Annotated in this window: 18 protein-coding genes; 12 read left to right on the forward strand and 6 right to left on the reverse strand. The window is 63.1% G+C overall.

Annotation, left to right across the window (positions count from 1 at the left end; translation table 11 throughout):
* Genes ASF84_RS05675 through ASF84_RS05695 form a run of 5 tightly spaced genes read right to left on the reverse strand, consistent with a single transcriptional unit; the run spans position 1 to position 5,627 of the window.
* Positions 1-1,071 (reverse strand): ABC transporter permease, encoded by a 1,071-nt coding sequence (locus ASF84_RS05675; RefSeq protein ID WP_056836145.1) that lies wholly within the window; start codon positions 1,069-1,071, stop codon positions 1-3.
* On the reverse strand, positions 1,064-2,641 hold the full coding sequence (locus ASF84_RS05680) for an ABC transporter substrate-binding protein (RefSeq protein ID WP_056836147.1): 1,578 nt from the start codon (positions 2,639-2,641) through the stop codon (positions 1,064-1,066). Before ASF84_RS05680 ends, ASF84_RS05675 begins: the two co-directional genes overlap by 8 nt.
* A complete protein-coding gene (locus tag ASF84_RS05685) occupies positions 2,638-3,819 on the reverse strand; it encodes an LLM class flavin-dependent oxidoreductase (protein ID WP_056836150.1) in 1,182 nt (393 codons plus the stop codon). The genes ASF84_RS05680 and ASF84_RS05685 overlap by 4 nt, the downstream gene beginning before the upstream one ends.
* A 30-nt stretch (positions 3,820-3,849) precedes the next feature.
* Positions 3,850-4,581, reverse strand: a complete 732-nt coding sequence (locus tag ASF84_RS05690) for a class II aldolase/adducin family protein (protein WP_056836317.1) — start codon at positions 4,579-4,581, stop codon at positions 3,850-3,852.
* A gap of 17 nt (positions 4,582-4,598) precedes the next feature.
* Complete coding sequence (locus tag ASF84_RS05695) at positions 4,599-5,627, reverse strand: ABC transporter substrate-binding protein (protein WP_056836152.1); 1,029 nt, start codon at positions 5,625-5,627, stop codon at positions 4,599-4,601.
* 399 nt (positions 5,628-6,026) lie between these two features.
* Between ASF84_RS05695 and ASF84_RS05700 the strand changes: the two genes are divergently transcribed.
* The 6 genes from ASF84_RS05700 to ASF84_RS05725 all read left to right on the forward strand — a co-directional run bounded on the left by ASF84_RS05700 (position 6,027) and on the right by ASF84_RS05725 (position 14,326).
* Positions 6,027-7,277 (forward strand): acyl-CoA dehydrogenase family protein, encoded by a 1,251-nt coding sequence (locus ASF84_RS05700; RefSeq protein WP_056836154.1) that lies wholly within the window; start codon positions 6,027-6,029, stop codon positions 7,275-7,277.
* Positions 7,278-7,375: 98 nt separating this feature from the next.
* On the forward strand, positions 7,376-9,157 hold the full coding sequence (locus ASF84_RS05705; RefSeq protein WP_056836156.1) for an ABC transporter ATP-binding protein: 1,782 nt from the start codon (positions 7,376-7,378) through the stop codon (positions 9,155-9,157).
* Entirely contained in the window at positions 9,150-11,036 is a 1,887-nt protein-coding gene (locus ASF84_RS05710; RefSeq protein ID WP_056836158.1) for an ABC transporter ATP-binding protein, read from the forward strand. Before ASF84_RS05705 ends, ASF84_RS05710 begins: the two co-directional genes overlap by 8 nt.
* The gene (locus ASF84_RS05715) at positions 11,033-12,178 is read left to right on the forward strand and encodes an LLM class flavin-dependent oxidoreductase (RefSeq protein WP_056836160.1); all 1,146 of its coding nucleotides are present in this window, start codon (positions 11,033-11,035) and stop codon (positions 12,176-12,178) included. Before ASF84_RS05710 ends, ASF84_RS05715 begins: the two co-directional genes overlap by 4 nt.
* Positions 12,175-13,236: an ABC transporter substrate-binding protein gene (locus tag ASF84_RS05720; protein WP_056836162.1), complete on the forward strand. Its 1,062-nt coding sequence runs from the start codon at positions 12,175-12,177 to the stop codon at positions 13,234-13,236. The genes ASF84_RS05715 and ASF84_RS05720 overlap by 4 nt, the downstream gene beginning before the upstream one ends.
* A gap of 31 nt (positions 13,237-13,267) precedes the next feature.
* Positions 13,268-14,326, forward strand: coding sequence for an ABC transporter substrate-binding protein (locus ASF84_RS05725; protein ID WP_056836164.1), 1,059 nt, complete (start codon positions 13,268-13,270; stop codon positions 14,324-14,326).
* 8 nt (positions 14,327-14,334) lie between these two features.
* Here ASF84_RS05725 and ASF84_RS05730 read toward each other — a convergent pair whose 3' ends face one another.
* Complete coding sequence (locus tag ASF84_RS05730) at positions 14,335-14,814, reverse strand: Lrp/AsnC family transcriptional regulator (RefSeq protein ID WP_082481371.1); 480 nt, start codon at positions 14,812-14,814, stop codon at positions 14,335-14,337.
* A gap of 146 nt (positions 14,815-14,960) precedes the next feature.
* Here ASF84_RS05730 and ASF84_RS05735 point away from each other — a divergent pair, with 146 nt between their 5' ends.
* From ASF84_RS05735 to metC, 6 genes are all read left to right on the forward strand, one after another.
* Entirely contained in the window at positions 14,961-15,368 is a 408-nt protein-coding gene (locus ASF84_RS05735) for a hypothetical protein (RefSeq protein WP_056836165.1), read from the forward strand.
* The gene (locus ASF84_RS05740; RefSeq protein ID WP_056836167.1) at positions 15,368-17,080 is read left to right on the forward strand and encodes a hypothetical protein; all 1,713 of its coding nucleotides are present in this window, start codon (positions 15,368-15,370) and stop codon (positions 17,078-17,080) included. The genes ASF84_RS05735 and ASF84_RS05740 overlap by 1 nt, the downstream gene beginning before the upstream one ends.
* A gap of 69 nt (positions 17,081-17,149) precedes the next feature.
* Positions 17,150-18,718, forward strand: a complete 1,569-nt coding sequence (locus tag ASF84_RS05745) for a hypothetical protein (protein ID WP_056836169.1) — start codon at positions 17,150-17,152, stop codon at positions 18,716-18,718.
* A 319-nt stretch (positions 18,719-19,037) separates the two neighbouring features.
* Positions 19,038-21,293, forward strand: a complete 2,256-nt coding sequence (locus ASF84_RS05750; protein ID WP_056836171.1) for a TonB-dependent receptor — start codon at positions 19,038-19,040, stop codon at positions 21,291-21,293.
* A 98-nt stretch (positions 21,294-21,391) separates the two neighbouring features.
* Positions 21,392-23,866 (forward strand): TonB-dependent receptor plug domain-containing protein, encoded by a 2,475-nt coding sequence (locus ASF84_RS05755; protein ID WP_056836173.1) that lies wholly within the window; start codon positions 21,392-21,394, stop codon positions 23,864-23,866.
* 54 nt (positions 23,867-23,920) lie between these two features.
* Positions 23,921-25,084, forward strand: a complete 1,164-nt coding sequence (gene metC, locus ASF84_RS05760) for a cystathionine beta-lyase (protein WP_056836176.1) — start codon at positions 23,921-23,923, stop codon at positions 25,082-25,084.
* Positions 25,085-25,101 lie beyond the last annotated feature (17 nt).

Here is a 25,101-nt window from a genome sequence, read left to right on the forward strand (position 1 = left end):
TCATCCGGCCTGACGGGCCGGCGTGCGCCGCCACCAAGGGCGGATGCCACGGCGGTTGCGATTGATCATGCGCACCTTGCGAGCGGTGCGCAGTTTCGGGGTCAGCAAGACGGTCAGCAGATCGGCCAGCAGGTTGACCAGTACCACGCCCAGCGTGGTGACCAGCACGGCGGCCTGAATCAGCGGCAGGTCGCGCATCTGGATGGCCGAGTTCAGCGTGGTGCCGATGCCGGGATAACTGAAAATCACCTCGGCCAGCAGCGCGCCGCCGATCAGTGTGCGCAGGGTCAGTGCCACGCCCTGAATGGCCGGAATCAGCGCGTTGGGCAGGGTGTGCAGCCAGACAATCCGCCGCTCCGGCACGCCACGCAAGCGCGCGGCGATCACATAGTCCGATTCCAGCGCCTCGATCATCGAGGCGCGCACCATGCGGGTCAGGTACGGCAGTGCCGACAGCGATAGCGCTACGATCGGCAACACCAGAAAACGCAACTGCTCAAGCAAGCCCTTGTCCGGATCGAGGATCGACACCGCCGGCAGCCAGTCGATGTGCGGCATCGAAAACAGCAGCACCAGACCAATGGCCAGCAAAAAGCTGGGCGTGGCCTTAAGGAAGATCAGCAGCGACAGCGCCCAGCGGTCAATGCGGCTGTCGCGTCGCAACGCCAAGGCCACGCCCAGCGCCAGGGCCAGCGGCACGGCGGTGAGCAGCACACCGAGGATCAGCGCCAGGGTGTTGCCGAAGCGGCCGAACAGAATGCTGCTGACCGCCGAGTTCGAGTCCAGCGAGGTGCCGAGGTCGCCACTCAGGGTCTTAAGCAGCCAGTACCCGTATTGCAGGAGAATCGGCTGGTCCAGGCCCAGTTGCTGGCGCAGGGTCAGCACGCTTTCCAGCGGCGCGTCGGGGCCGAGAATCACCCGCGCCGGGTCCGAGGGCAGCGCCTGGGTGGCGATGAATACCACCAGGCTGATCAGCCAGGCAGTCAGCAGGCCATATCCGAGCCGGCCGAAGAACCACGACAACCAGGCCGGTGCCTGAAAGCGCGAGTGACGGTGTGCGTGTCTAGACATTGTTCAACCACAGGCTGTCGAAGCGCCACGAGGCGAAGGTGGTCTGCTCCGGGGTCAGGCCGCCGACCCTGGTCGAAGCGGCGTCGAGGATATCGGCAAAGCCCCAGATCAGCAGCGAGCCCCGCTCGTGCTGGATGCGCTGGGCTTCATGGACCAGCACTTTGCGTTTTTCCAGGTCCGGCTGCGCCAGCGCTTCAAGAAACAGCTCATCGAAGCGCGGGTCGTGGAAGTTGCTGCGGTTGTAGATCGCGGTCGGCGCCTCGTTGTGCAGTGCAGTGGCGAGAAAGCCACGCGCCGGAGTCGACGCGGGCGACATCACCCAGTTGTCGCGCTGCGGGCCGTTGAACACCGAGTTGTCGACCTGGGTGACCTTGATCTCGACCCCGGCTTTCTTGGCCTGCTGGGCAAACACCAATGCGGCGTTGGCGGTGCCGCCCGGCGGCGTGGTGAATTCGACCTTGAGGTTCTCGTGGCCGGCTTCGCGCAGCAGGGTTTTGGCGCGCTCGACGTCATGGCCGCGCTGGGCGATGGCGTGGTTGAAGGTCGGGTCGTGCGGTGAGTACAGGTCGTTACCGATGCGGCCAAAACCGTTGAGCGCACGCGCCACCAGCTCTTCGCGGTCAGCCAGCAGGCGGAAGGCCTCACGGACTTTGGGGTGGTCGAACGGCGCCTTGGCCACATTGAGGTTGAAGCCGCTGAACGAGGTGGTCGGCGAGGCATACAGCTTCAGGCGCGAGTCGGCCTTGATGGTCGCGGTGTGCTCGGCGGTGACGCCGCTGGCGACGTCGATCTGCCCGGCGCGCAGGGCCGCCAGGCGCGAGACCTGGTCCTTGAATTCAATGATTTCCAGCTCGTCGGCATACGGCTGGCCGGGTTTGTAGTAGTTCTCGAAACGGGTGTACAGCGAGCGCTGGCCGGGAATGAAGCTTTTCAGCTTGTAGGGGCCGGCGCCCACCACATTGGTGACCGGGTCATAGTCGGTGGGCACGATGCCGCCGAAGCTGATCAGGGTTTCATCCAGCGGGAAGAAACTCTGGCCTTCCTTGAAGCGGATCTCGATCGTGCGCTCGTCGAGCTTGCGCAGCGCCTGACGGTCGATGGCGCCGACCAGGCCGGCATACGGCGAGGCCAGTTTGGGGTCGGTGAGGCGCAGGATCGAGAACAGCATGTCTTCGGAAGTGATCGTCTTGCCGTGGTGAAATTCCAGGCCCTGCTTGAGGCGAATGGTCCAGGCGCTGGCGTCGGCATTCGGTTCGGCGAACTCGGCCAGGGCCAGGCGTGTGCTGACGTCCGGGTTCCATTCCCAGAACTTGCTGTACAGCGCCCAGCCACGAATGATCCCGCCGCCCACCGGCTTGTGCGCATCGAGGTTGCCGGCCTGATCGCCATCGATGATGCCAACCCGCAGACGCCCGCCACGCACCGGCGTCAGCAACGCAGCGGCGGCACCGGCTGGTGCAGGCGCTTTGGCATTGTTGTCGCAACCGCCTAGCAAGCCGCCCAAAAGCAGGCCGCCACCGACCGCCAGACTGTTGCCGAGAAAGGTACGACGGGGAAATTCGTGACTCATGCTGACTCCATCTTTTGCCTGGCAACGCCCAGCGACGGCACCTCGAAGCCATGGTCCAGGTCCAGCAACGGCAGCAGCAGATCGGCGACGCGATGGGCTTCGTCGATCAGCGGAAAGCCGGAGAGGATGAACGCCGAGGTGCCCTGGCTTTCGTATTCGCGAATCCGCTCGGCGACCTGCTTGGCGCTGCCGACCAGATAGGTGCCGGCGGCCGGGCCGAGAATGTTGAAGCCGAACAGGCTCGGGCCGACCCAGACGTTGGGGTAGATCTCCAGATCGCGGGCCTTGGGCAGTTTGCCGCTGCGCAGGGTCTCGACATTGCGCTGGATCTGCGGGTCGTCACTGTGGAAGGTTTCCAGGGTTTCGCCCGCCGGCAACTGGCGCTGTACGGCATTCAGCGCGGTTTGCAGCGAGGTACGTTGCAGCAGTTTCTCAGCGTGTGCCCAGGCCTCTTCTTCGGTCTCGCGGACGATGATTTGCAGGCGCGTCCCGAAGGTCAGCTCGCGGCCGATCTTCGCCGCCTCTGCGGCCACGCGACGGAACTTCTCGCCCAGTTTCGGCGGGGTGTTGGCGAAGCTCAGGTACACATCGAGCAACTGCACCGAATGCGCCACGCCAGGACCCGAGGTGCCAGCGCCCCACAGCGGAATACCCGGCCTTTGCAGCGGCGCATGCCAGCCGCCCAATGGATGGCCGGCAGCGCCGGACGGGCGCGGTGCAAGCTTGACGTACTGGCCGTCGAAGCCTGCGGTTTCACCGGCATAAATGCTCTTGAACGCCTTCCAGTATTCAAGGCTGAAGTCATAGCGCTCGTCGTGCGGGTAATGCACGCCCAGCGTCGCCAAACCGGCGTCATTGCCGTTGACCACGTTGAACAGCAAGCGACCGTTGGAGAACTGATCGAAGGTCAACGCCCACTTGGCCAACACCGCTGGAGACAGCTCGCCGGGATGCTGGGCCACCAGAAAGCGCAGGCGCTTGGTGGCGTCGATCAGCGCAGCAGCGACGGCCAGGCTTTCGTTGGGGCTCGAACCCAGCAACGAGCCGTAGTAGCCCAGACGGTCGCTGGCCACGGCCAGTTGCTTGAGGTGTTCGAAATCGGTGTGCCAGCGCCCTTCGGGCTCCCACGGGTACGGCCCGTCGGGGGTGGTGAGGTACCAGAGAATTTTCACGGCCATGGTTGCAGTCCTTGTAATAAGCGCTGTCGATCAGTCGCGGCGGTCGATGGCCGGTACCAGGTTCAAGGCGGTGGCCTGCTCGAACAGGCCGCTCATCTTCCATTGCTGAGTCAGCACGCCAGGACCGAAGGCACGCGAGCCGCCGATGGCTTCGGCGAGCAACTGGATCTGCGCGCCCTCTTCCAGCAGCACGATGAACTCGGCCAGGTCGCGCAGGCCTTTCTTGCCCCACACGGTGGCGCCGCCGTTGGCTTCCAGGATTGCCGGGGTGAAGGGATTCTTCGCGAGGCTGTCGATGATGAAGTCGACTTCCTGCTGGCGACGGTCGACGTACACCGGCAGTTCGCGGGCCAGCTGGAAGCGCTGCACCGGCACATAGTTGAACGGCAGGGTGCGCTGGGTTTGCGCCCAGGCGCCGAGGTACGGCGAGTGCACGTGGGAAATGGTAGTGACGTCGGCGTGTTGCTGGAACAGCCTGGTGTAGCGCCCCGGACCACCGCGGCCCTTGCCATGCAGCACGTTGCCGTCAAAGTCGGTGACCGTGGCGGTCAGCGGCTTGCGGTAGTTCCACGGGCCTGGGTAGTTGACCGACACCAGCAGCTCGGTGCCCGGAATGCGCTCGATAAAGCCCACGGTGCCGTTGGCGGTGATGGTGTTGGTTTCGCGGAACACGGTGAACGCCTGCTCGGCTTCCAGGATCACATTGTCGACGAAGGCATGTTGCTCAGCGGTGAGGCTGCGTTCAGCAGTAGCAGTGGTCATGTGCAAGTTCTCCGGGGTCAGGCGCGGCGCGTGGCCAACCATTCATGGGCAGCTTTGAGAGGGGCATGGTCGACCCAGCCGGCAATGTCGAAATCGCGTTCGAGAAAGCCGTGCAGGTGCAGGAATTTTTTCTGTACGTCGAGAAATGCCAGGCGCTGGGCCGAGAGGTCCGGCGCCAGGGTGGTGTGGAAGTCGCCGCGATAGGCTTCGGCCACGCCGGCGCTGCCGGCCTTGGTTTCTTCTTCGAGAATGCGGTTGAGCGCCTCGCGGTTGCCGGCGGCCCATTCAGCGGCGCGCAGGGTTTGCGCCAGAAAGCGCACGACCACATCGAAATGGTGGTCGAGCAGGCTTTGATGCACGGTAATCGGCCGTGGCGTGCCGTTGTTGATGCGGTAGCGCGGATCGGTAATCTGGTCGAGGTCGATACCGACCACCAGGCCCAGACGCTGCGCGGCATCGGCCGCCGAGGCGCCTTTGACATACACCGCATCGACGTCGCCGCGTACCAGGTAATCCAGGCCCGACCACAGGCGTTGCAGGCCCAGTTGCGGGGTTGCCGCATCGGTCTGCGATTGCAGCGCCACCTCGACCAGTTCGACATCGTCGAAGCTCAGGCCGGCCAGCGACAGTGCGCCCTTGTAGCCGTGCAGGCTCATGGCACGGGCGATGCTGCCCGGACGGTTCTCGCCCCACGCCGGCAGCGCCAGGCGCTTGCCCTTGAGGTCTTGCGCGCTGCGGATGCCGGAGTCGGGACGGACCAGAATGGTCTGCCACTCTTCGATCCAGGTCAGGCCGATCAGCCGGCTCGGCGCACCGGCAGCGCGGGCCGCCAGGGCCGGGACGTTGCCGCCTTCGCGAAACAGGCCCGGCAGGTCGTGATCGTAGTGATGACGGCCCAACTGTTTAGCTTCTTGCAGGGTCGACACCGGCAGGCCATCGGCGGCGAATTCTTCGCCCAGCCAGCCGAGTTGATACGCCAGCCCCGAGGCGGTCGGCACCGGGCAGCGGGTGAACCAGATTTGCTCCAGCGTTGCAGCGTGAGTCATGGAAAGCTCCAGGTGTTCGGTCGGGGCCAGGATGGCTGGCCAATACCTGTACTAACGCAACGCTCATGCCAAATATTCAAGCCATTGATTAATAAAGAAAAAAATTAAATTACCGCTGACAGGACAGAATCAATTGCTGATCTGCCAGCAACGCTGCAGCGCGACTGCTGGCAGATCAGCAATCGCCTGCCGCAGGGTGCTGCTCCAGCAACACCCCCGTTGCAGAAAGCCTCACCCCTGCCCTGAAAGCCGCGAAACAGAAGGCTTGCCACGCTGTCCGGCACACTGGCGCAGAACTTGCTCAACCCATTGCAACGCTCCAACACCAATCCCGTAGGGCTGCTTCAGCAGCGAACAGGCACTGCCGGGACATTCTGGAATCAGCAAGAAGGTGAAGTCATGAGTACGGCCCATAACAATTCGTCCATCGAACAGCAGGCCCAGCGCCTGCACAGCGAAGCGCAGGCCATTGCTACCGCCAGGGAAGTCGCCGTGGAAATCGCCCGGCTGGCGGCGGACCCGGCCAATAACAACACCCTGCCGTGGCGTCAGGCCGAGCTGCTGTCGCAAAGCGGCCTGACCGCGATTGGCGTACCGAAGGCGTTCGGTGGCCTGGGCGCGTCGGTGCAGACCATCGTCGAAACCGTGCGCCTGATTTCGGTGGCCGACGGCGGCGTGGGCCAGTTGTTGCAGATTCATAACGTGATGCTGCGCGGCATCTTCACCGGCTACACCGAGGCGGTACGCGACCGTTTGATTGCCGATGTCTTGGCGGGCAAACGCTTCGGCAATGCCTTGGCGGAAGTCGGTGGCAAGAACAAGTTTTCGCTCAAGACCCGTGTAGAGCGCCGCGAAGACGGCAAGCTGGTGCTCAACGGCAGCAAGTTCTACTCCACCGGCTCTTATCTGGCCGAATGGATCTCGCTGACCGCCGCCAGCGACACCGGTGGCGCTGGCGTGCTGCTCAACCGCAACACGCCCGGCCTGACCCTGGTCGATGACTGGGAGGCATTCGGCCAGAACAACTCGGTCAGCGGCACGGTGATCTTCGACAACATCGAGCTGGACGAAGACTACATTGCCCGCCGCGAAGGCCCGATGAAACGCACCGGCCTGACCTTTCCGCAGATTCTGCATGCCGCCATAGACACCGGCATTGCCTCAGGCGCCCTGAGCGCTGCCGTCGACTATCTCAAGCACCACGCCCGACCCTGGGTGGAAAGCAACGTCGAGCGGGCCAATGAAGAGCCGCACATCATCAAGCAGATCGGCGAATACGCCGTGGCCCTGCGCGCCGCCGAGTCCTTGCTGCGCGAGGCCGCACAGGTGTTCGACCGGCACAACCTGGACCCGGACAACAAAGAGCTGCAAGACGAACTGATTCTGTCGGTGGCCACGGCACGTGCGCATTCGGACGGCGCCTCGCTGAAAATCTCCAGCGACATTTTCTCGTTGCTGGGCGCCAGTTCAACCTTGAGCAAATGGAACCTGGACCGCTTCTGGCGCAACGCGCGGGTCCACACCACCCACGACCCGATCCGCTGGCGCCTGCACCACGTGGGCAACTACTACCTGAACGGCATCGACCCCGGCGAATACACCGCGATCCTTAACGCCAAACAGGCCGAAGGCGCCAGCCGCAAAGCCTGAGTCGACCGCCGTACCTGGTAGGAGCGCGCGCCTACAGGGCCAGTGTCTGCCATGCGATCTGTGACATCCATTTCCATCGAACACTTTGAGTTTTTCATGTGATCAACAAACACCCACTGCTGCGCAGCCTGGCCATCTACCGTGAAATGCCGTGGCGTTTCGGGCTGACCGCTGCGTTGTTCATTTGCGTCAACATAGGCCTGGTCTGGCAGCAATGGCTGGTCGGCCACGCCATCAACGATGTCAACGCCGGGCGCGCGGTGGTACGCCTCGACGACGGCAGCTTCAACGATTCGCTGGCCTGGCACTGGCTGTGGCTGATCGTCGGTGTCGCGCTGGCGCGCGGTGTCGTGCAGTACGCCGCCGGCGTGCTGGCGCTGGTGCTTAGCCAGGAGCTGCTGACGCGCCTGCGCGAGCGCATTCTGGCGCAGGTGCAGAACCTGCATCTGGGCTATCACTGGCAGCACGGCATGGGCGAGACGATCACCCGTACCACCCGCGACGCCGACAAGGTCCGCGATGCGCTGATCAACTTCTGGCGGCAGGTACTCGATACCCCGCTGGTGGTGCTGGCGGCGGTGGGCCTGCTGAGCTGGTACGACCCGCTGCTGGGCCTGGTGCCGTTGTTGCTGACGCTGGTGGGGCTGGCGATTTTCGTCTTGCAGACCGAGCATCTGGTCAGCCTCGACCGCGCCGTCGGCGCCGCTTACGACCGGGTCAACCAGGACCTGAGCGAAGGCATCAGCGGCGTGCGGGTGATCAAGTCGTTTGCGCTGGAACAACGGCGCATCGACAGCTTTGCCAGCCAGGTCACTGCGTTTACCGTGCATGCCCGCCAGGCGCTGGCTTATGCCAGTTCGCGCATTCCGTTACCGCAGGCGGTGGTCGCACTCAGTCATGTGTGGATTCTGGTCTACGGCGCGCACCTGGTCAGCACCGGCCAGGTCAATGTCGGTGAACTGGTCGCCGCCTTGCTGATCGTGACCACGCTGGTGTTTCGTATCGAAGGCATCGGTCGGGTGATGCAGACCTTTGCCGATGCGCGCTCCTCGGCCGAGCGCATCTGGCAGTTGCTCGATGAACAACCGGCGATTACCGGCTCCACCGGCAACCTGCCCAACACCCCGCTGGGTCTGAAGCTTGAGCAGGTGGTGATCAAGGCACCCGGTGGTGGGCGTTCGATTTTGAGCGACTGTTCGCTGACCCTGCACCCCGGTGAAATCGTCGCGCTGGTCGGCGCCACCGGCACCGGCAAGAGCTTGCTGGCCAGCCTGTTGCCGCGCCTGGTCGACGTCAATGCAGGTCGCGTGCTGGTCGGTTCCTGCGAAGCCGGCTGGCAGGATGTGCGCGACCTGCAACTCGACCCGCTGCGCCAGCGGGTGCATGTGGTGCCGCAAGAGAGCTTTCTGTTTTCCGACACCCTGGCCGCCAACCTGCGCCTCGGCGCACCGAACGCCAGCGATGATGAACTGCTGGAAGCGCTGCGCATGGCCTCGGCCGAAGATGTGCTGGAGCGCTTGCCGCAAGGCCTGCAAACGCCGCTGGGTGACAAGGGCGTGACCTTGTCGGGCGGCCAGCGCCAGCGCCTGAACCTGGCCCGCGCCCTGCTCGCCCGCCCCGACATTCTGTGCCTGGACGACGCCACCAGCGCGCTGGACGCGATCAGCGAACGCCGCGTACTGGACAACATTCGTCAGTTGCCACACAGCCACGGGCGGGTCACCACGCTGCTGGTCATCTCCAGCAAGCTGTCGACCATTCTGCTCGCCGACCGGGTATTGATGCTCGAAGGCGGACACATCGCCGACAGCGGCCGTCACGAGGAACTGCTGCAACGCAACCCGTACTACCGCGACCTGCTGGGGATCGAACATGGCTAAGCCATTGCGGGGCCAACAAGCCCTGAGCGACATCGAAATCGAAGAGTTGCTGGCCAAAAAAGCCCTGGACCGCAACATGTTCAGCCGCCTGCTGCCGTTGTTGAAACCGATCCGTGCCTCGATTCTGCTGGTCATCGGCCTGGAGCTGGCGCTGGTGTTCACCGTGTTCCTGCGCCCGTGGTTCGTGCGCGAGCTGCTTGATCGCGGGCTGATCCAGCAGGACGGCCAGTGGATCGCCGACATGATGCTGATCGGCTGGCTGGGCGCAGGCCTGGCAATCAGCTGGGTGGCACGCTTTGCCCTGGCCGGCGTCTCGCAATACATCGCAGGTCACGCGGCCATTCGCGTACTCAATGATTTACGCATACGGGTGTTTGCCCATGTGCAGGCGCTGAGCGTCGGTTACTTCGACCGGACCAAGGCGGGACGGATCATTTCCCGGGTCGACCGTGACGTCGACAGCCTTGAGCCGCTGGTGATCCAGGGCCCGCCGGAACTGCTCGGCGCGTTGCTGCGCTGCAGCGGAGCGGCGGTGATGCTGTGGCTGATTTCGCCGTTGTTCCTGCTCAGCCTGGCCGGCGCCGTACCCTTGTTGTTCATCGCCACCTGGGCGTTCAAGCGCATCTCGCAGCGCAACTGGGCCACGGTGGCCGAGAACCGCAGCCGCTTTACCGCACACCTGGTCGAAAGCGTCGGCGGTGCGCGCATGCTGCAACAGTGCGTGCGTCAGGAACCCAACCTGCGCCGCTACCGGCAACTGCTCGATGACTTCAACCGGTCGCTGATTCGCGGCAGCCTGCGCTCGGGTTGGTTCGCGCCGTTTACCGCGTTGCTGGCGGCGGCGGCCATGGCGGTGTTGTTGCTGGTCGGCGCACACGGTCTGGCACAGGGCAGCGTGACCGTCGGCCAGGTTGCCGAAAGCCTGTTCTACGTGATGCTGTTTCTCGGCCCGCTGCAAGAGTTGTCGGACCTGTTCGAGCGCTACGCCACCGGCTCCGCTTCGGCGCAACGTATCTTCCTGCTGCTCGACACAGCACCGCAGGTCACCGATCCGCAGCAGCCGCGCGCGCTGGGCAAGGCGCGTGGCCAAGTGATCTTCGAAGACGTGCGCTTTGCCTATACCCCCAACGCCACACGACCGGTGATCAACCAGTTGAACCTGGTGATCGAGGCCGGCGAAGTGCTGGCGATTGTCGGCCCGTCCGGGCATGGCAAAAGCACGCTGGTACAGTTGTTGACGCGCTTCTACGACGTGCAGGGCGGCGCGGTGCGCCTCGACGGCCTGGATGTGCGCGAGGTGGCCCAGCATGACCTGCGCCGCAATGTAGCGGTGGTGCTACAGGACAATGTGCTGTTCAGCGGCAGCATCCTCGACAACCTGCGCATGGCCGCCCCACAGGCCGACGACGACACGTTGATCGCCGCTGCGCGTGAGCTGGGCGCCGACGAGGTGCTGGAACGCCTGGCGCATCAGTACCATACCGAAGTCGGCCCGCTGGGTTCGTACCTCAGCCATGGCCAGCGGCAATTGGTCTGCCTGGTCCGTGCCTATCTGGCGGACCCGGTGGTGCTGGTGCTCGACGAGGCCACCTCGGCGGTGGATGTCCACACCGAGCGCCGTATCCAGAAGGCCCTGCGCCGACTGTGCCTGGGGCGCACGGCGATCATCATCGCCCACCGCCTGGCAACCATTCGCGACGCCGACCGCATAGCGGTGATTCGCGAAGGCCAACTGGTCGAACTCGGCCCGCATCGACAACTGATCGAGCAAGACGGCCCGTACGCGATGCTCTACAGCACCTGGCAGCGCAGTTCGGCCAGATCGATCGATGAAATCGGCGCCACCCACCGCAAACCTTTACTCGAGACGCCCTTATGAGCACTGAATTTTTCTGGCGCCTGCCATTGGGTACCGACGGCCCGCAATTGAGCACCGACAACCATAACCGCGGCAACCCGCGCCATCGCCCAGGCCATATTGCTCCCGGACGGCTGGCCGATGGCTCGCCCGACGGCTTTGGCTACATCGACTACATCGCCCAGGTGGCCAAAGCCGCAGAATTGGCAGGCTTCGAAGGCGCGCTGCTGCCCACCGGCCCCGAGCCCTGGATCGTCGCAGCGGCGCTGGCCCGTGAGACCCGGCGCATTCGTTTTCTGGTTGCCTTCCAGGCCACCTGGACCCTGCCCGCCTATGCCGCGCAACAGGCCGCAATTCTGCAGAACCTCAGCAACGGGCGACTGGACTGGAACATCATCACCGGCGGCAGCCCGGCCGGTCAGCGCGCTCAGGGTGATTTTCTCGAACACGACCTGCGCTACAAGCGCACAGGCGAATTTCTCGATGTGATCGACGGCCTGTGGCACAACGAGCGCTTCTCGTATGAAGGCAAGATTTATCGCCTGGAGAACGGCGGCCTGCCGCCAGGGCTGCAACACGAGCGCAAGCCCGGTGTGTATTTCTCCGGGTTCTCGGATGCCGCACTGGACGTCGCCGCCCGCCACGCCGATGTCTACCTGAACTGGGCGGAGCCGGTGGATAAACTGGCGCCGCACATCGAGCGGGTGCGCGAGCTGGCCGACCGTCAGGGACGCAGCGTGCGTTTCGGCCTGCGTGTCGACCTGTTCGCCCGAGAAACCGAGGCGCTGGCCTGGTCCGACCTGCGCCGCCAGTTCGAGCGTTTTCATACCCCTGGTGCTCAGCCAGCAGCGGGACGCGGTTCTGATTCGGTGGGCGGCGCGCGGCAGACGGCCTATCACCAGAATATCGACCGCTTCGAAGACCTGATCATCGGCCCGAACCTGTGGGCCGGTTTCGCCAAGGCCAAGCCAGGCCCGACGGTGGGCCTGGTCGGCAGCCATGAACAGATCGCAGAGCGCTTGAGCGAATACCGCGACGCCGGCTTTTCAACGTTCATCCTGGCCGGCAACCCGCACCTTGAAGAAGCCTTGCGCATCGGCCAGGAAGTCCTGCCGCTGGTGCAGCAACGCAGCCCCGTTTATCCAACAGGAACCACCGTATGAGTCAGCCCCAGAATACGCAGCCCCTGGACACACTCTGGTACACCCGCTGCCCGGTGCCCACCGGCCTTGGCCTGGCGGTACAGAAAGGCTGGCTGAAAGAGGCGCTGGAACCCCTGGGCACCGCGCTGCAATCGATCCGCGAGTCCAGCGAGCAAAGCGTGCGCGAGTCGCACTTCGATCACACCTTGCGTAACTCGGTACGCCACGGCGGCAACATACCGGCCATCTGGGCCCGCGCCCAAGGCCGCGAAACCCGGGTCATCGGCCTGTCGTGGGTCGATGAAGTACAGTTGATCCTCACCCGTCCCGGCAGCGGCATCACCACGGTCAAAGACCTCAAGGGCCGGCGCTTCGGCCTGCCGCACTGGCGCAACGCACAGATCGACTTCACCCGTGCCCAGGCACTGCGCGGCCTGGAGAATGCCTTGAAGCTCGAAGGCCTCGAAGTGCGTGATGTCGAACGGGTCGACTATGTCCACGGTGGCACCTTCAGCGACACCCAGGCCCAGGCGGTGGACGGCACGCTGGTTACCGGCCACCGCCCCGAAACCCGTAACGCCGAACTGGTCGGCCTGCTGCGCGGCGAAGTGGATGCGATCTTTCTCAAGGGCGCACATGGCGCGCAACTGGCGCATGATTTTTCGCTGGTCACGGTGATCGATACCGGCTCGCACCCCGAGCCACTGATTCGCAGCAACAACGCCACACCGCGCACGCTGACCGTGGACCAGCACCTGCTGGACCACCATTTCGACGTCGCCACCGGCATTCTCGAGGCTGTGCTGCGCGCCGAACACTGGGCGCGGCAGCACCCGCAGGACACGCGACGTTTTCTGTCGTGGGAGGTCAACAGCAGCGAGTACTGGGTCACGGCCGCCTATGGCGAAAACGCGCACCAGCGCCTGAACACCGAATTCAGCGAGCAGGCCATCGATGGCCTGCAGGACTTCACCGATTTTCTTCAGCGCTGGCAGTTCATCGAGCAACGCTTCGATGTCCGCGACTGGATCGACACTCGCCCTCTGGATGCGCTGAGCCTTGCCCGACAGGCAGGTTGACGCCTTTTAAAACGAACACGATCGGACTTTTATGAGCCAAGCACTCGAAACCCTCTGGTACACCCACAGCCCGGTGCCCACCGGGCTTGGCATTGCCGTACAGTCCGGCCGTCTGGCGGAGGCTTTTGCGCCGTACGGCACCACTATTCAGTCACTGCGCGAATCCAGCGAGCGCGAGGTGCGTGAAGCCCACTACGACCATCACCTGCCCAACTCGGTGCGCCATGGCGGTAATATTCCGGCGATCTGGGCCTATTCCAGCGGCGTGCCGACGCACTTGCTGGGCCTGTCGTGGAGCGACGAGGTGCAACTGATTCTGACCACCGTCGACAGCGGCGTGAAGACCACCCGCGACCTGAAGAACCGCCGCTTCGGCCTGCCGAAATGGGCCAACGTGCAGATCGACTTTACCCGCGCCCAGGCCCTGCGCGGCCTGGAAAACGCCCTGCTGCTGGAAGGTCTGAGCGTCGCCGATGTCGAGCTGGTCGACTACCCGTATGGCGGCACCTACAGCGACGAGCGCAAGCATCATGTGTACGGCTCGGAAGTCAGCCTGGATGTCGGCGTGATCCGCAAGCGCAATAACGAACTGATCGGCCTGCTGCGCGGCGACATCGATGCGATCTTTCTCAAAGGTGCCCACGCCGCCCAACTGGCCAATGAATTTGGCCTGCACGTGGTGGTCGATACCGGCTCGCACCCTGACCCGCTGATCCGCTGCAACAACGGCACGCCACGGGCACTGACCGTGGACTCGCACCTGTTCGACAACCACTTCGACGCCTGCACGCGCATCGTCGATGTGGTGCTGCGTACCGAGCAGTGGGCCTGGGCCAACCCTGAAGAAACCCGCCGTTACCTGGCGCGCGAGTTGAACACCAGCGAGTACTGGGTGGCCGCCGCGTATGGTGAAGACGCGCACCGCCGCTTGCGCACGACCCTGGACCGCCGCTCGATCGATGCGCTGCAGGATTTCACTGATTTTCTGTACCGCTGGGATTTCATTCCCCGGCATTTCAATGTGAATGACTGGGTGGACTTCAGCGTGCTGGAAAAGGTGATCGGCGCCACGTCGCGCCTGGCGGTGTAGGGTGCCAATCAACCCGACTCCACACCATTGAGCGGCAATTCAAGGGATTTCTTTACCGTGCGAATGACCAGGGTCGAAGAGTAGGTCCTGATCGAAATATCCCGGTAGGTTTCCAGAAAGTTGTAGATGTAATTAGTGTATTCACTGGCATCGCGCAACTTGGCCACCATCACGAAGTCGAACTCCCCGGTGACCAGGTAGCACTCCTGGACCTCCGGGCGCGTGGCAAGAATCTGCTGCATGCGTCGATCGACGTCGGCAGTGTCTTTGTCGAGTTTGATCATGAACATCGCGGTGACCTGGATGCCCAGTTTCTTTTCATCCAGCACCGCGACTCTGGCGCGAATCAGGCCGCTGTCTTCCATGCGCTTGATACGCCGGTAACAGCTGGTCGGTGACAGCCCCACGTGGTCGCTCAGCAGCTCCAGACTTTGAGTGCAGTCCTTCTGCAGTCGGCTCAAAATCCTCAGATCTATCGCGTCTGTCATGTTTACAGCGTTCTCCCTGAAAAATTGCAAAGATCCTGCGCCAGGGCGATGCACTTTGCACAAAATCTTCGTGACGGCAAATTACCATCATTGTCCGCACCACTGGCAGCCCGTAAGCGAAACGGGCATGGCTCGGAGAAGGAACGATGAGTGTCACCAAACCGACATGGACGACGGATATTCAGCGGCTGTTGACTCAGCTGTGCTGGATATACCCCTTGCCAAGGGCTGCCATAGACCTCAAGCAGCCTGCCTCCGTCAGGCAGCATTGGGCCGCGCTCTATCAGCACCTGGCTAGCCAGCCGGTGTCGGCATTTGTCGGCGATGGCCCATGGCCGCGTCATAAATCCCTGGAAATCTTTCGTCGCTGGGTTAACCAGGGCTGGCGCATGGACCCCCATTCGCCCTTTGATATCGCCGAACGCATCGCGCCATTTCCAGCCTGCCACCGCGCACACGGCGTGGAGGGATCCCCGCCGGTTTCTGGCCGCACCTTCATCAAGGTTGCGGTTACTGCTCCCGTTGACTCACCCCTTGCAGTTGGAGATTTTTAATGAGCACGCCTTTCACCCAATTCACCTCCCCCGCCGAACAGGCCCCAAAGGACTATCAACAACTGGGCCTGGAACAGGAGCTGGCGCAATTCAACACCGACTGGAACAACAACCTGGCAGGCTGGACCGAAGCGGCGATCATCGGTAACCCCTGGACCGGGTTGTATGACGCACCGCGCTCGGGCTACTACAACCCGTTGGTCAGCGGCTTTGGTGACAGCCCGGCGGTGATCGACTGGACACCGTTTCCCAACCGCCTGCTTATGTACCTGACCCAGCCAGGCTCGGCAGCCAATCCACAACTGGCCGGCAAGCCGCTGACCCAGGACCAGGTCATGGCGCTGGCCGATAACGGTGAAATCGAGATCAATGGCACCACCGTCACGCTCTACAACCCTCAGGACAACGAAGCACTGTTGACCCTGCCGACCATTCGCTGCCCGCAGATCGACTGGAACGGTCCTTACAAAGCGTTCAGCCCCTACGGCCCGCGCGGCTGGCTGGATGAGTACTGCGAATGGTCGATCACGCGCGATGCCAATGGCAACATGCGCAGCATCATGTTCACCTGCGAAAACCCGGCCTATTACCTGACCATGTGGCGCATCAACCCGCAGGCCGTGCTGAGCCTGTATCGGACCTATGTGGATGAGGCAGTACACATCGAAGACCTGTACCTGCGCTACGCGTCCGACCAGCCGACCGGCAAGCAAGGCGAGCCGGTGATCGACCCCACCACCGGATTGCCTGCCTATGACGTCACCAACAAGTGGAACTCCGGAACCGCCCGGGTTCCGGGCCAGTATGGCGGCGCCCTGCACCTGACCTCCGGCCCCAACACCTTGAGTGCCGAGATCTATCTGGCGGGGGCAGCGACCATTCAGCGCTCCGATGCCAGCACCACCAACGCACAGACACTGATCTGCTGTGCCAAATACGGGCAGAACTTCCGTAACTCGGACCCTCACATTGGCTACGTTGCCAACAGTCTGGCGGCCAGCAGCAACATTTCGCTGAGCAACCCGGTGGGCCTGTACCTGCAACAGCCCAAGAGCTTCGCCAACTGGAAAGGCCCACAAGGGCAGGACGTCAGCCAGTACTGGAAAATTACCCGAGGCACTGCCGGGACCGGTCCGCTCAAGAGCGACCAGATCCTGCATGCGGTCTTCGAGGTGCCTGAGAGCGCTGGCTTCTCGATCAACGACATCACCGTCGATGGCAAGAAGATCGAGTATGTCGGGGTGATTGCCAATCAGATGAAAGTTGCGCTGTCGGCGACCGCGCTCGACGACATCTCTCCGGCGATCCAGAACTGCGTGGCCGACCGCAGCACAGGGCTGCAACCGGCACCCTCACAACTGCTGCCGCTGGACCTGTTTTACGGCCAGTCGCTCAGCGACCTGCCCGCCGGGCTGACGACGGGCAGCAGCCATCCGTTCGTGCTGCTCGTCAGTGGCGCGCAAGCCGACACCACGGCGACCAATGCCCGAATCCAGTTCTCCAATCCGGGCGTGACCGCACAGGTTACCGAGTTTTTGAAAGATGCAGGCGGTGGCAGTCAAGGCTATGTCATGACCATCACTGTGGCGGCCGATGCCGCACCTGGCCGGGTTCAGGTGCGCGCGCTCAACCCTGACGAACCCGCCAACCCAACGGACGCCGAGCATCCATGGGCCAGCTCACTGGCCGTGGTGTACGCCGCTCAGGCTTGATGGACACCGCCCGCGCAACCGGTATTGATCGAGCGTTGCGCGGGCTACCCGAATCCAGGGAGCAGGATCATGTGCTTATTGACGTTTATTCAGAAAGGCAGCCGGGTCGGCCTGCTCTCGCTATTGCTCACCGGGCTGTCGTGGGCGGTCGGTGCGCCAGACACACACGCTGCACTCAACCCGCAAACACCGGAGCAATGTGTACAACAACTGGTGTTCGACCCCACCAGCGGCAGCTTCCTGACCAGTGACTCGCCGTTTCTGCCCGCCCAGAAAGGCCTCAACTGCTACGCCTGGCAGATGTTCATTGCCATGAACTGGCCGGTCAATCCGGGCTGGCCGACCAATCCGACGCTGGCCGGCGAGCCCGATACTCACAGCCCGGTCAGCCAGTTCGGCGTGCCGGACACGGCCAGCCAACCGATGAGCATCGCGCCCCTGTGGGCCAGCTACAAGGATGCCAACGATATCTTTCTGCCAGGTGCCACACCGCCTTCGGCCTGGGGCGTGCAAGCCCCGGCACCGGTCGGTTGCCAGGCCAAAGCGTCGCTGCAAACCCTGCACGTCGGCGCACGCAAGTTTCTGACGGCCACCTCGGAAAGCGCGGTCAGCTCAAAGCATCGCTTTCATGTGTCCAGCAGCACCCCGAATACCACGCCCGACCCGACCCTGGAGGCCACCGGCGGCTGGCTGACCGATCAGTCCGGCAAGCTGGTGTTCTTCGAGCGCAAGGTGGGCAAGGCCGAGTTCGACTACATCGTCAGCCATTCGCTGTACGACGCCGCCGACCAGTTGCGGGTCGCGCAGAACCTGGACGGCAATAGCCCGCAAGGGCTGTCATTGCCAGCCGGTGCACATTTTCGCACCCCGCCGGCACAGCCAGTGCCGCAGGAACAACTGGGCGCCTTCGAACTCAAGGCAGCGTGGCGCATTCTCACCGGCAAGCCACACCTGTACCCGCGCTACCTGACCAGCGTGACCTGGGTACAACGCCCCGACACCGGCGAATGCACCCAGGAAGTCGTGGGCCTGGTGGGGCTGCATATCATCCACAAGACCGAGAGCATGCTCGATTTTGTCTGGACCACGTTCGAGCATATCGACAACGTACCCGACATTGGTCCGGCACCGGCTGCCGGCTACACCTTTAATAACCCCAACTGCAAGGGCAGCGATTGCACGCCTAACCAGGAGCGCATCACCTGTAACGGCTCAGGCTGCACGGATAATTTCCCGCGCAGCACCCCGGTGCAGGTTACCCGCGTCAACCCGCTGACCGATTACATGAATGCCCTGAACAGCGCGGTTCAGGCCTCCATCGCTGAACGCACTGGCGGCAAGTCGGTCTTCCAGTATTACAAGCTGATCAATGTGCTGTGGGACGGCTCGACCAGCGCGCCGACACCGGAACCGGGTGCCGGTGCAACCGTGCCGCTGGTCTATGGCACGTTCAACAGCGAAGGCAGCGTGCCGGCCGCCAACACCACACTGGAAACCTACATCCAGAACACGTCATGCGACGGTTGCCACAAGAACGCCAAAGTGGCCGGCAGCCGCACACTGGCGTCGGACTTCTCGTTTTTGTTCGAGAGCGCCGACTCCGCCAAGAACCCCGCACTGGTCAGAAAAGCGCCTTGAGGGTGCCGGACTGAAACGGACAGACAGGGAGCGCATCAGACCGCTGCCTGTCTCACATCCAGCAATGCGGTGCTGCTCCAGAAGCAACCTATCAGCAGCGGCTGGCGATGCAGACGCAACGGCTGAATCCGGCGTGATTCACGAAATAAAAAATCTATAAATATCAATAACTTAAAAATTTAAAACATCGAATTACGCTTTTTTCACAACTGGCATAAACCCTGCTATCTCCCTGTAGAACATAAAGCGCATCCCACTCCTGGAAGAATGCGCAGCCGCCATCACGGCGAGTCTTTCTTGCGTCTACGGGGATTTCATCATGTTGAAGATCAATCCGATCACCCAGGGTATCTGGCTGACCCTGGCCTTGAGCGGCGCCGGTACCGGTGCTGCCTGGGCCGCAGAGCCCGTCGGCACGAATGCCAACGAAGCGCCGGCCCTCAAGACCGTCACGGTCACCGCACAACGCCGCGAAGAGACCGTCCAGGAGATTCCGGCAGCGGTGTCAGTGGTCAATGGATCGAGCATCACCGCCGACGGCGTGCGCTCGATGGGCGATATCACCACCTTCGTGCCCAATGCGGCGGCCAAGAACCCCGACGGCGACGGGCGCCCACGCTGGTATATCCGAGGCCTGGGCACCGGCGACACCGGTCCGGCCACCGTATACCCGGTGGGCATCTATGCCGATGACGTCTACCTGAACGCGCCCATTGCCGGTGGCGGCCCGCTGTTCGACCTGGAACGCATCGAGATCCTGCGTGGCCCGCAAGGCACGCTGTACGGCAAAAACACCACCGCGGGCGCTGTGAACATCATTTCCAAAAAGCCCGGCTTCGACACCAACGGCTACGGCACCCTGGGCTTTGGCAGCAAGAACGAGCGCATCCTCAGCGGTGCCCTGGGCGGCGCGCTGGTCGATGAGAAACTCGCCGCCCGCGTGTCGTTGTATTCCGAGGAGCGCGACGGTTTCAGCAAGAACCTGACCACCGACCAGACCTACGGCGACGTCAACAAAAAGGCTGCCCGCGTGCAGTTCCTGGCGCAATTGAACGAGGACCTGGACGTCCTGTGGAAAATCCACAGCCGCCAATACAAGGGCGACGGCAGCAATGGCTCGCTGCCAGTGGGCACTTATTACAACGTCGGCTACCAGCGCCCCGAAGGCCGACGCATCGAGCTCAACGTCAAGGAAAGCTCACGCCTGGATCACGATGGCACCTCGCTGACCCTCAACTGGCACTTGGGCGACTACACCCTGACCTCGATCAGCGCCTACGACAACATTCGCAGCAAGTCGGTCAGCGATGGCGACTACACCCCTTATGAAGTCAATGGCACCTCGCGCAGCGACAACGAGTACCGCCAGTACTCCCAGGAACTGCGCCTGGCTTCGCCGCAACAGGAGCAACTGCGCTGGCTGGCCGGTGCACATTATTTCCACGAAGACCTGGACAGCAGCGGCACCCGCAGCATCGCCCCCGGTCCCCTGCCCAATGGCACCGGCTCCAACCAGACCGGTGCTACGGTGTTTCGCGACCTGAACTTCGATCACAGCACCGACAGCTACGCGCTGTTCGGCAACGTAGCCTTCGACCTGACCGACAATTTCACCCTTACCGGCGGCCTGCGCTATACCCAGGAAAAGAAAGACATCGACCTGAACCTGACGCAACTGACCCGCGCCAGCGCCAGCGGCCCACTGATGCCGCTCGGGGCAGCCGGCAGCAACGGCAGCAGCGAACGCGACAAGACCTGGGACGCATGGACCTATGATCTGACGCCCGAGTACCGCATCAACGACAACGTCCGGGTGTTCGCCCGTTATGCTCACGGCTTTCGCTCCGGCGGTTTCAACACCGGCCTGTCCACCAGCCTCGCGCAGTTGAGCACCGTCGATCCCGAAGAACTGGACGCCTACGAACTGGGATTGAAATCGGAGTGGTTCCAGGGCCGCTTGATCGCCAACGCCAACGTTTTCTACTACGACTATTCCGACATCCAGGTGAACCTGCTGACGGTCAACAACGGCATTCTCACCACCGCATTGACCAATGGCGCCAAGGGCACAGTCAAGGGCGCGGAGTTGGAACTGGAAGGCCAGCCGACCGAGTACCTGCACCTGCGGGCGGCGCTGTCGTACCTGGACACCGAATACACCGACTTCAAGAACGTTAACCCGAGCACCGGTGCGGTGACTGGCGACTACAGCGGCAACAGCTTTGTGCGCTCGCCCAAGTACGTGGTATCGCTGGGCGGCGACTACACCATTCCCCTGCAGGTCGGCGGCAAGCTGGTGGTGGGTGGCGATATCAGCTTTCGTGACAAGGAATACTTTCTGGCAGACCGCCAGAGCAGTGCCGACAAGGATCTCAGCCAGCCGCACTACACGCTGGCCAATGCGCGCCTGACCTGGTTCAGCCCCGACGAAAAACTCAGCGTCACTGGTTTCGCCAACAACCTGACCAACCGTGAATACCAGGTGCACGGCCGGCCCAACGGCGGCGTCGGGCAGAACGTGATTGTCTATGGCGATCCTCGCACTGTGGGCATCAGCGCCACACAACGCTTCTAACCATCACCATGCGCCGGCCGCTCGTACGCGCCGGTGTCAGAAAGGTGTCGAGAAGGGACAACCCGGGCACACCGTTTTCCTTTTCAACAGGGGTCATCATGAACGTGCGTCTCAACCCTCTGGCCGGTGCCATTGCACTGATCGCCAGCGGCCTCGCCTTGCCGGCGCTGGCTGCACAAACCCAGGCACCCGCGGCCAGCGACAAGGGCGGCCAACTGGACACCGTGGTCGTGGTCGGCACCCGCCGCAGCGACATCACTGCACTGGAAAGCGCAGCCCCGGTCGATGTGCTGTCTGGCGCGCAACTGCAAACCACCGGCGCCAGCGACCTGCAAACCGCACTGACGGCGCTGTCGCCATCGTTCAGTTTCCCGCAATCACCACAAGGTGCGTTTGCCGGCTCCATTGCCCAAGGTGCTTCGCTGCGCGGCCTGGCCTCTGACCAGGTGCTGGTATTGATCAATGGCAAGCGCCGTCACAGCAGCGCCAACGTCACCCGCCAGGGCGTGGTCAACGCCCGCGGAGCGGCGGCCGTGGACCTGAGCCTGATTCCGCTGAGTGCCATCGAGCGGGTCGAAATCCTGCGCGACGGGGCGGCGGCGCAGTACGGCTCCGATGCCATTGCCGGAGTGATCAACATCGTGCTCAAGGAGCGTGACGACGGCGGCAACATCGGCTACCGCTTCGGCGGCTACAGCAAGGGCGACGGCCTGCAACGCAAACTCAGCGGCTGGAAAGGCTTCGCCCTGCCCAACGACGGCTTCCTGACCCTGAGCTTCGATGCCGGCAGCCAGGACCCGGCCAACGACACCCGCGACGACAACCGGATCTTTTACGCAGGCTCCCCGAACATCAACACCGACCGCGAGCAGAACAACGGCTATCGCCACTGGCGCTGGGGCTCAGGCAATGTCTCGGACCAGTACAACTTTATTGCCAACAGCGAAATCAGCCTGACCGATTCGCTGACCGCCTACGGTTTTGCCAGCTACGGGCACAAAAACACCGACGCCGAAAGCTTCTACGATCCGCCCACCACCCTCAGCGCCAACTACGGCAGCGTGGCCCTGGCACGCTTCCCGGACGGGCGTATTCCGGTTACGCGCTACAACCTCGAAGACTACGCCGCCACCGGTGGCCTGCGGTACGAGAACGAGCAACTGGGCAAGTTCGACCTGGCGGTCAACTACGGCAACGACACCCTGGAGTCGACCGACCGCAACGCGATCAACGCCAGCTACGGCGCGGCCAGCCCGTCGAAAATCTACACCGGCCAGCGTGAGTTCGACCAGACCAACGTGACCCTGGACTGGGTGCGCGATTTCGACAACACGTTGTTCTACAAGCCGCTGACCGTGTCGGCAGGCCTGGCGTGGCGCAAAGAGAACTACGAACTGACCGCCGGACAGGCCGAGGGCTGGGCCAACGGGCCGCTGTTCAACAGTGTCGACCCGATCACCGGGCGGCGCATTCCTGGCTACTACTCGGGCATCACCCAGGTCGACGCCGCTTCGCTGGACCGCAAGGTCTTCGGCGGCTATGTCGATGTCGAAGCGCAAGTCACCGAGAAATTCCAGGCCGGTGTTGCCGTGCGCTCCGAGCACTATTCGGACTTTGGCGACACCACCAACGGCAAGCTGTCGCTGCGCTATGACTTCACGCCACAGATCGCCGCACGCGCCACTGCCAGCACCGGCTATCGCGCGCCGTCGCTGGTGCAAAGCGGCCTGTCGTCGTTCAGCGTGCAGGCCGTCGAACAACCGGCCGGCAGCGGCAACTGGGTCGAAGTGCAGCAACGTCTGCTGCGCGCCGACAGTGCCGAAGCGCGCCTGTTGGGCGGTGCGGCACTCAAGCCTGAAGAATCGACCAGTTTCTCGCTGGGCCTGGTCTGGCGACCGCTGGAAAACGCCTCGGTCACGCTGGATGCCTATCGCATCGAAATCGACAACCGCATCACCCTGTCGGATCAGTTGACCAGCGCCGTGGTCGCGCCGATTTTCGCCGGCACCCAGTACAGCAATATCCAGAGCGCGGCGTTCTACACCAACGTGGCCGACACCCGCACCAACGGTATCGAGCTGACCGGTAACTACCGCCTGAACCTCAACGAATTCGGCAGCCTCAACCTGAGCGCCGGCTTCAGCCAGAACGACACCAAAATCACCGCGCTACACGATGTCGGCAGCATCGGGGGGTCACAGATCGTGGGTCGCAACACGCAAGGCTTGATCGAAGAAGGCACACCGGAAAACAAGTTTACCCTCGGCGCCAACTGGAACTACGGCAACTGGGGCGTGAACGTGGCGCAGCGTCGTTACGGCGAGTGGAAAAACCGCAACGCGACCAACCCGGCACTGGACCAGACCTTCAGCGCGCAATGGGTCACCGACCTGGACGTGTCGTACACCTTCGCCAAGGGCGTGAAGCTCACCGTGGGCGCGATCAACCTGTTCGACAGCCACCCGGACAAGCTTGAAGGGACGCAGTTGTATGGCGTGCCCAAGTACAGCATCACCTCACCGGAAGGGGCTCAGGGCGCGTTTTACTACACCAGCGTGAGTTACGATTTCTGACAGTGTTCACCACGGGATAACATGGCGGCACATTCCTCTGCTGCGGAGCCCGCCATGCCCCCTTCCAACGATCCCCGCGCTGCCACCGCGCTCACCCAACGCGGGCGCAGCGCCGACAGCGGTCCGGGATTACCGGTCAACCCGCCGGTGGTGCGCATGAGCACCGTCTTGTTCGACAGCCTCGCCAGCCTGCGCGAGGCCGAAGCGCAGCGGGCGCACAGCGAGCGCTCGCTGACCTACGCCGCCAACGGCAACCCCACCGCCTTTGCCCTGGAAGACCTGATCAACACACTCGAAGGCGCCCACGGCACCTGCCTGTACCCCACAGGTTTGAATGCGGTGGCCCAGGTGTTCCAGGCCTTTCTGCGCCCCGGTCAGCATGTGCTGATCACCGACGCGGTATACGCCCCGGTGCGACGCCTGGCGCGTACGCTGCTGACGGCATTCGGTATCGAGTTCGATTATTACGCCGCCAACGGCAGTGATATCGAAGCGCTGATCAAGCCCAACACCCGGATGATCTACGCCGAAGTGCCCGGTTCACAGACTTTCGCCATGACCGACCTGCCGGCCCTGGCCGCGCTGTGCAAGGCCCGCGACCTGTTGCTGGCGGTAGACAACTCCTGGGGCTCGGGTGTGCTGTGCAAGCCGCTGGCATTGGGCGCCGACATTTCGCTGATGGCCCTGACCAAATACGTGGCCGGGCACTCGGACGTGATGATGGGCAGCATCAGCACCACCGAGGCGCATTTCGGCACCTTGAAAACGATGCAGATTGCCACCGGCAGTACCGTCAGCCCCGACGATGCCTACCTGGTGCTACGCGGCGCTCGCAGCCTGGCCGCACGTCTGGCCCTGCATGAGCAGCACGCCCTGCGCATCGCTCAGTGGTTGCAGGCCCAGCCACAGGTGGCGCGCGTCATGCACCCGGCGCTGCCTGAACATCCGGGTCATGACCTCTGGAAACGTGACTTTCATGGCTGCAACGGCTTGCTCAGCTTTGAATTCAAAAGCGCTGCACCGGGCACCACTGACCGCTTCGTCAGTGCCTTGCAGTTGTTCGGCATTGGTTACTCATGGGGCGGCTACGAGAGCCTGGTGAGCGAAGTGGGCGTGTTTGCCGAAGGCCGCGCGCGGCAAGTGCTGCGCTTGCAGATCGGCCTGGAAGATCCTGAAGACTTGCTGGCTGACCTGCAGGCGGGGTTTGCAGCGCTGTAGTACGGCCTGGGCCGGAC

Source organism: Pseudomonas sp. Leaf127, from assembly GCF_001423155.1.
Taxonomy (GTDB): domain Bacteria; phylum Pseudomonadota; class Gammaproteobacteria; order Pseudomonadales; family Pseudomonadaceae; genus Aquipseudomonas; species Aquipseudomonas ovata.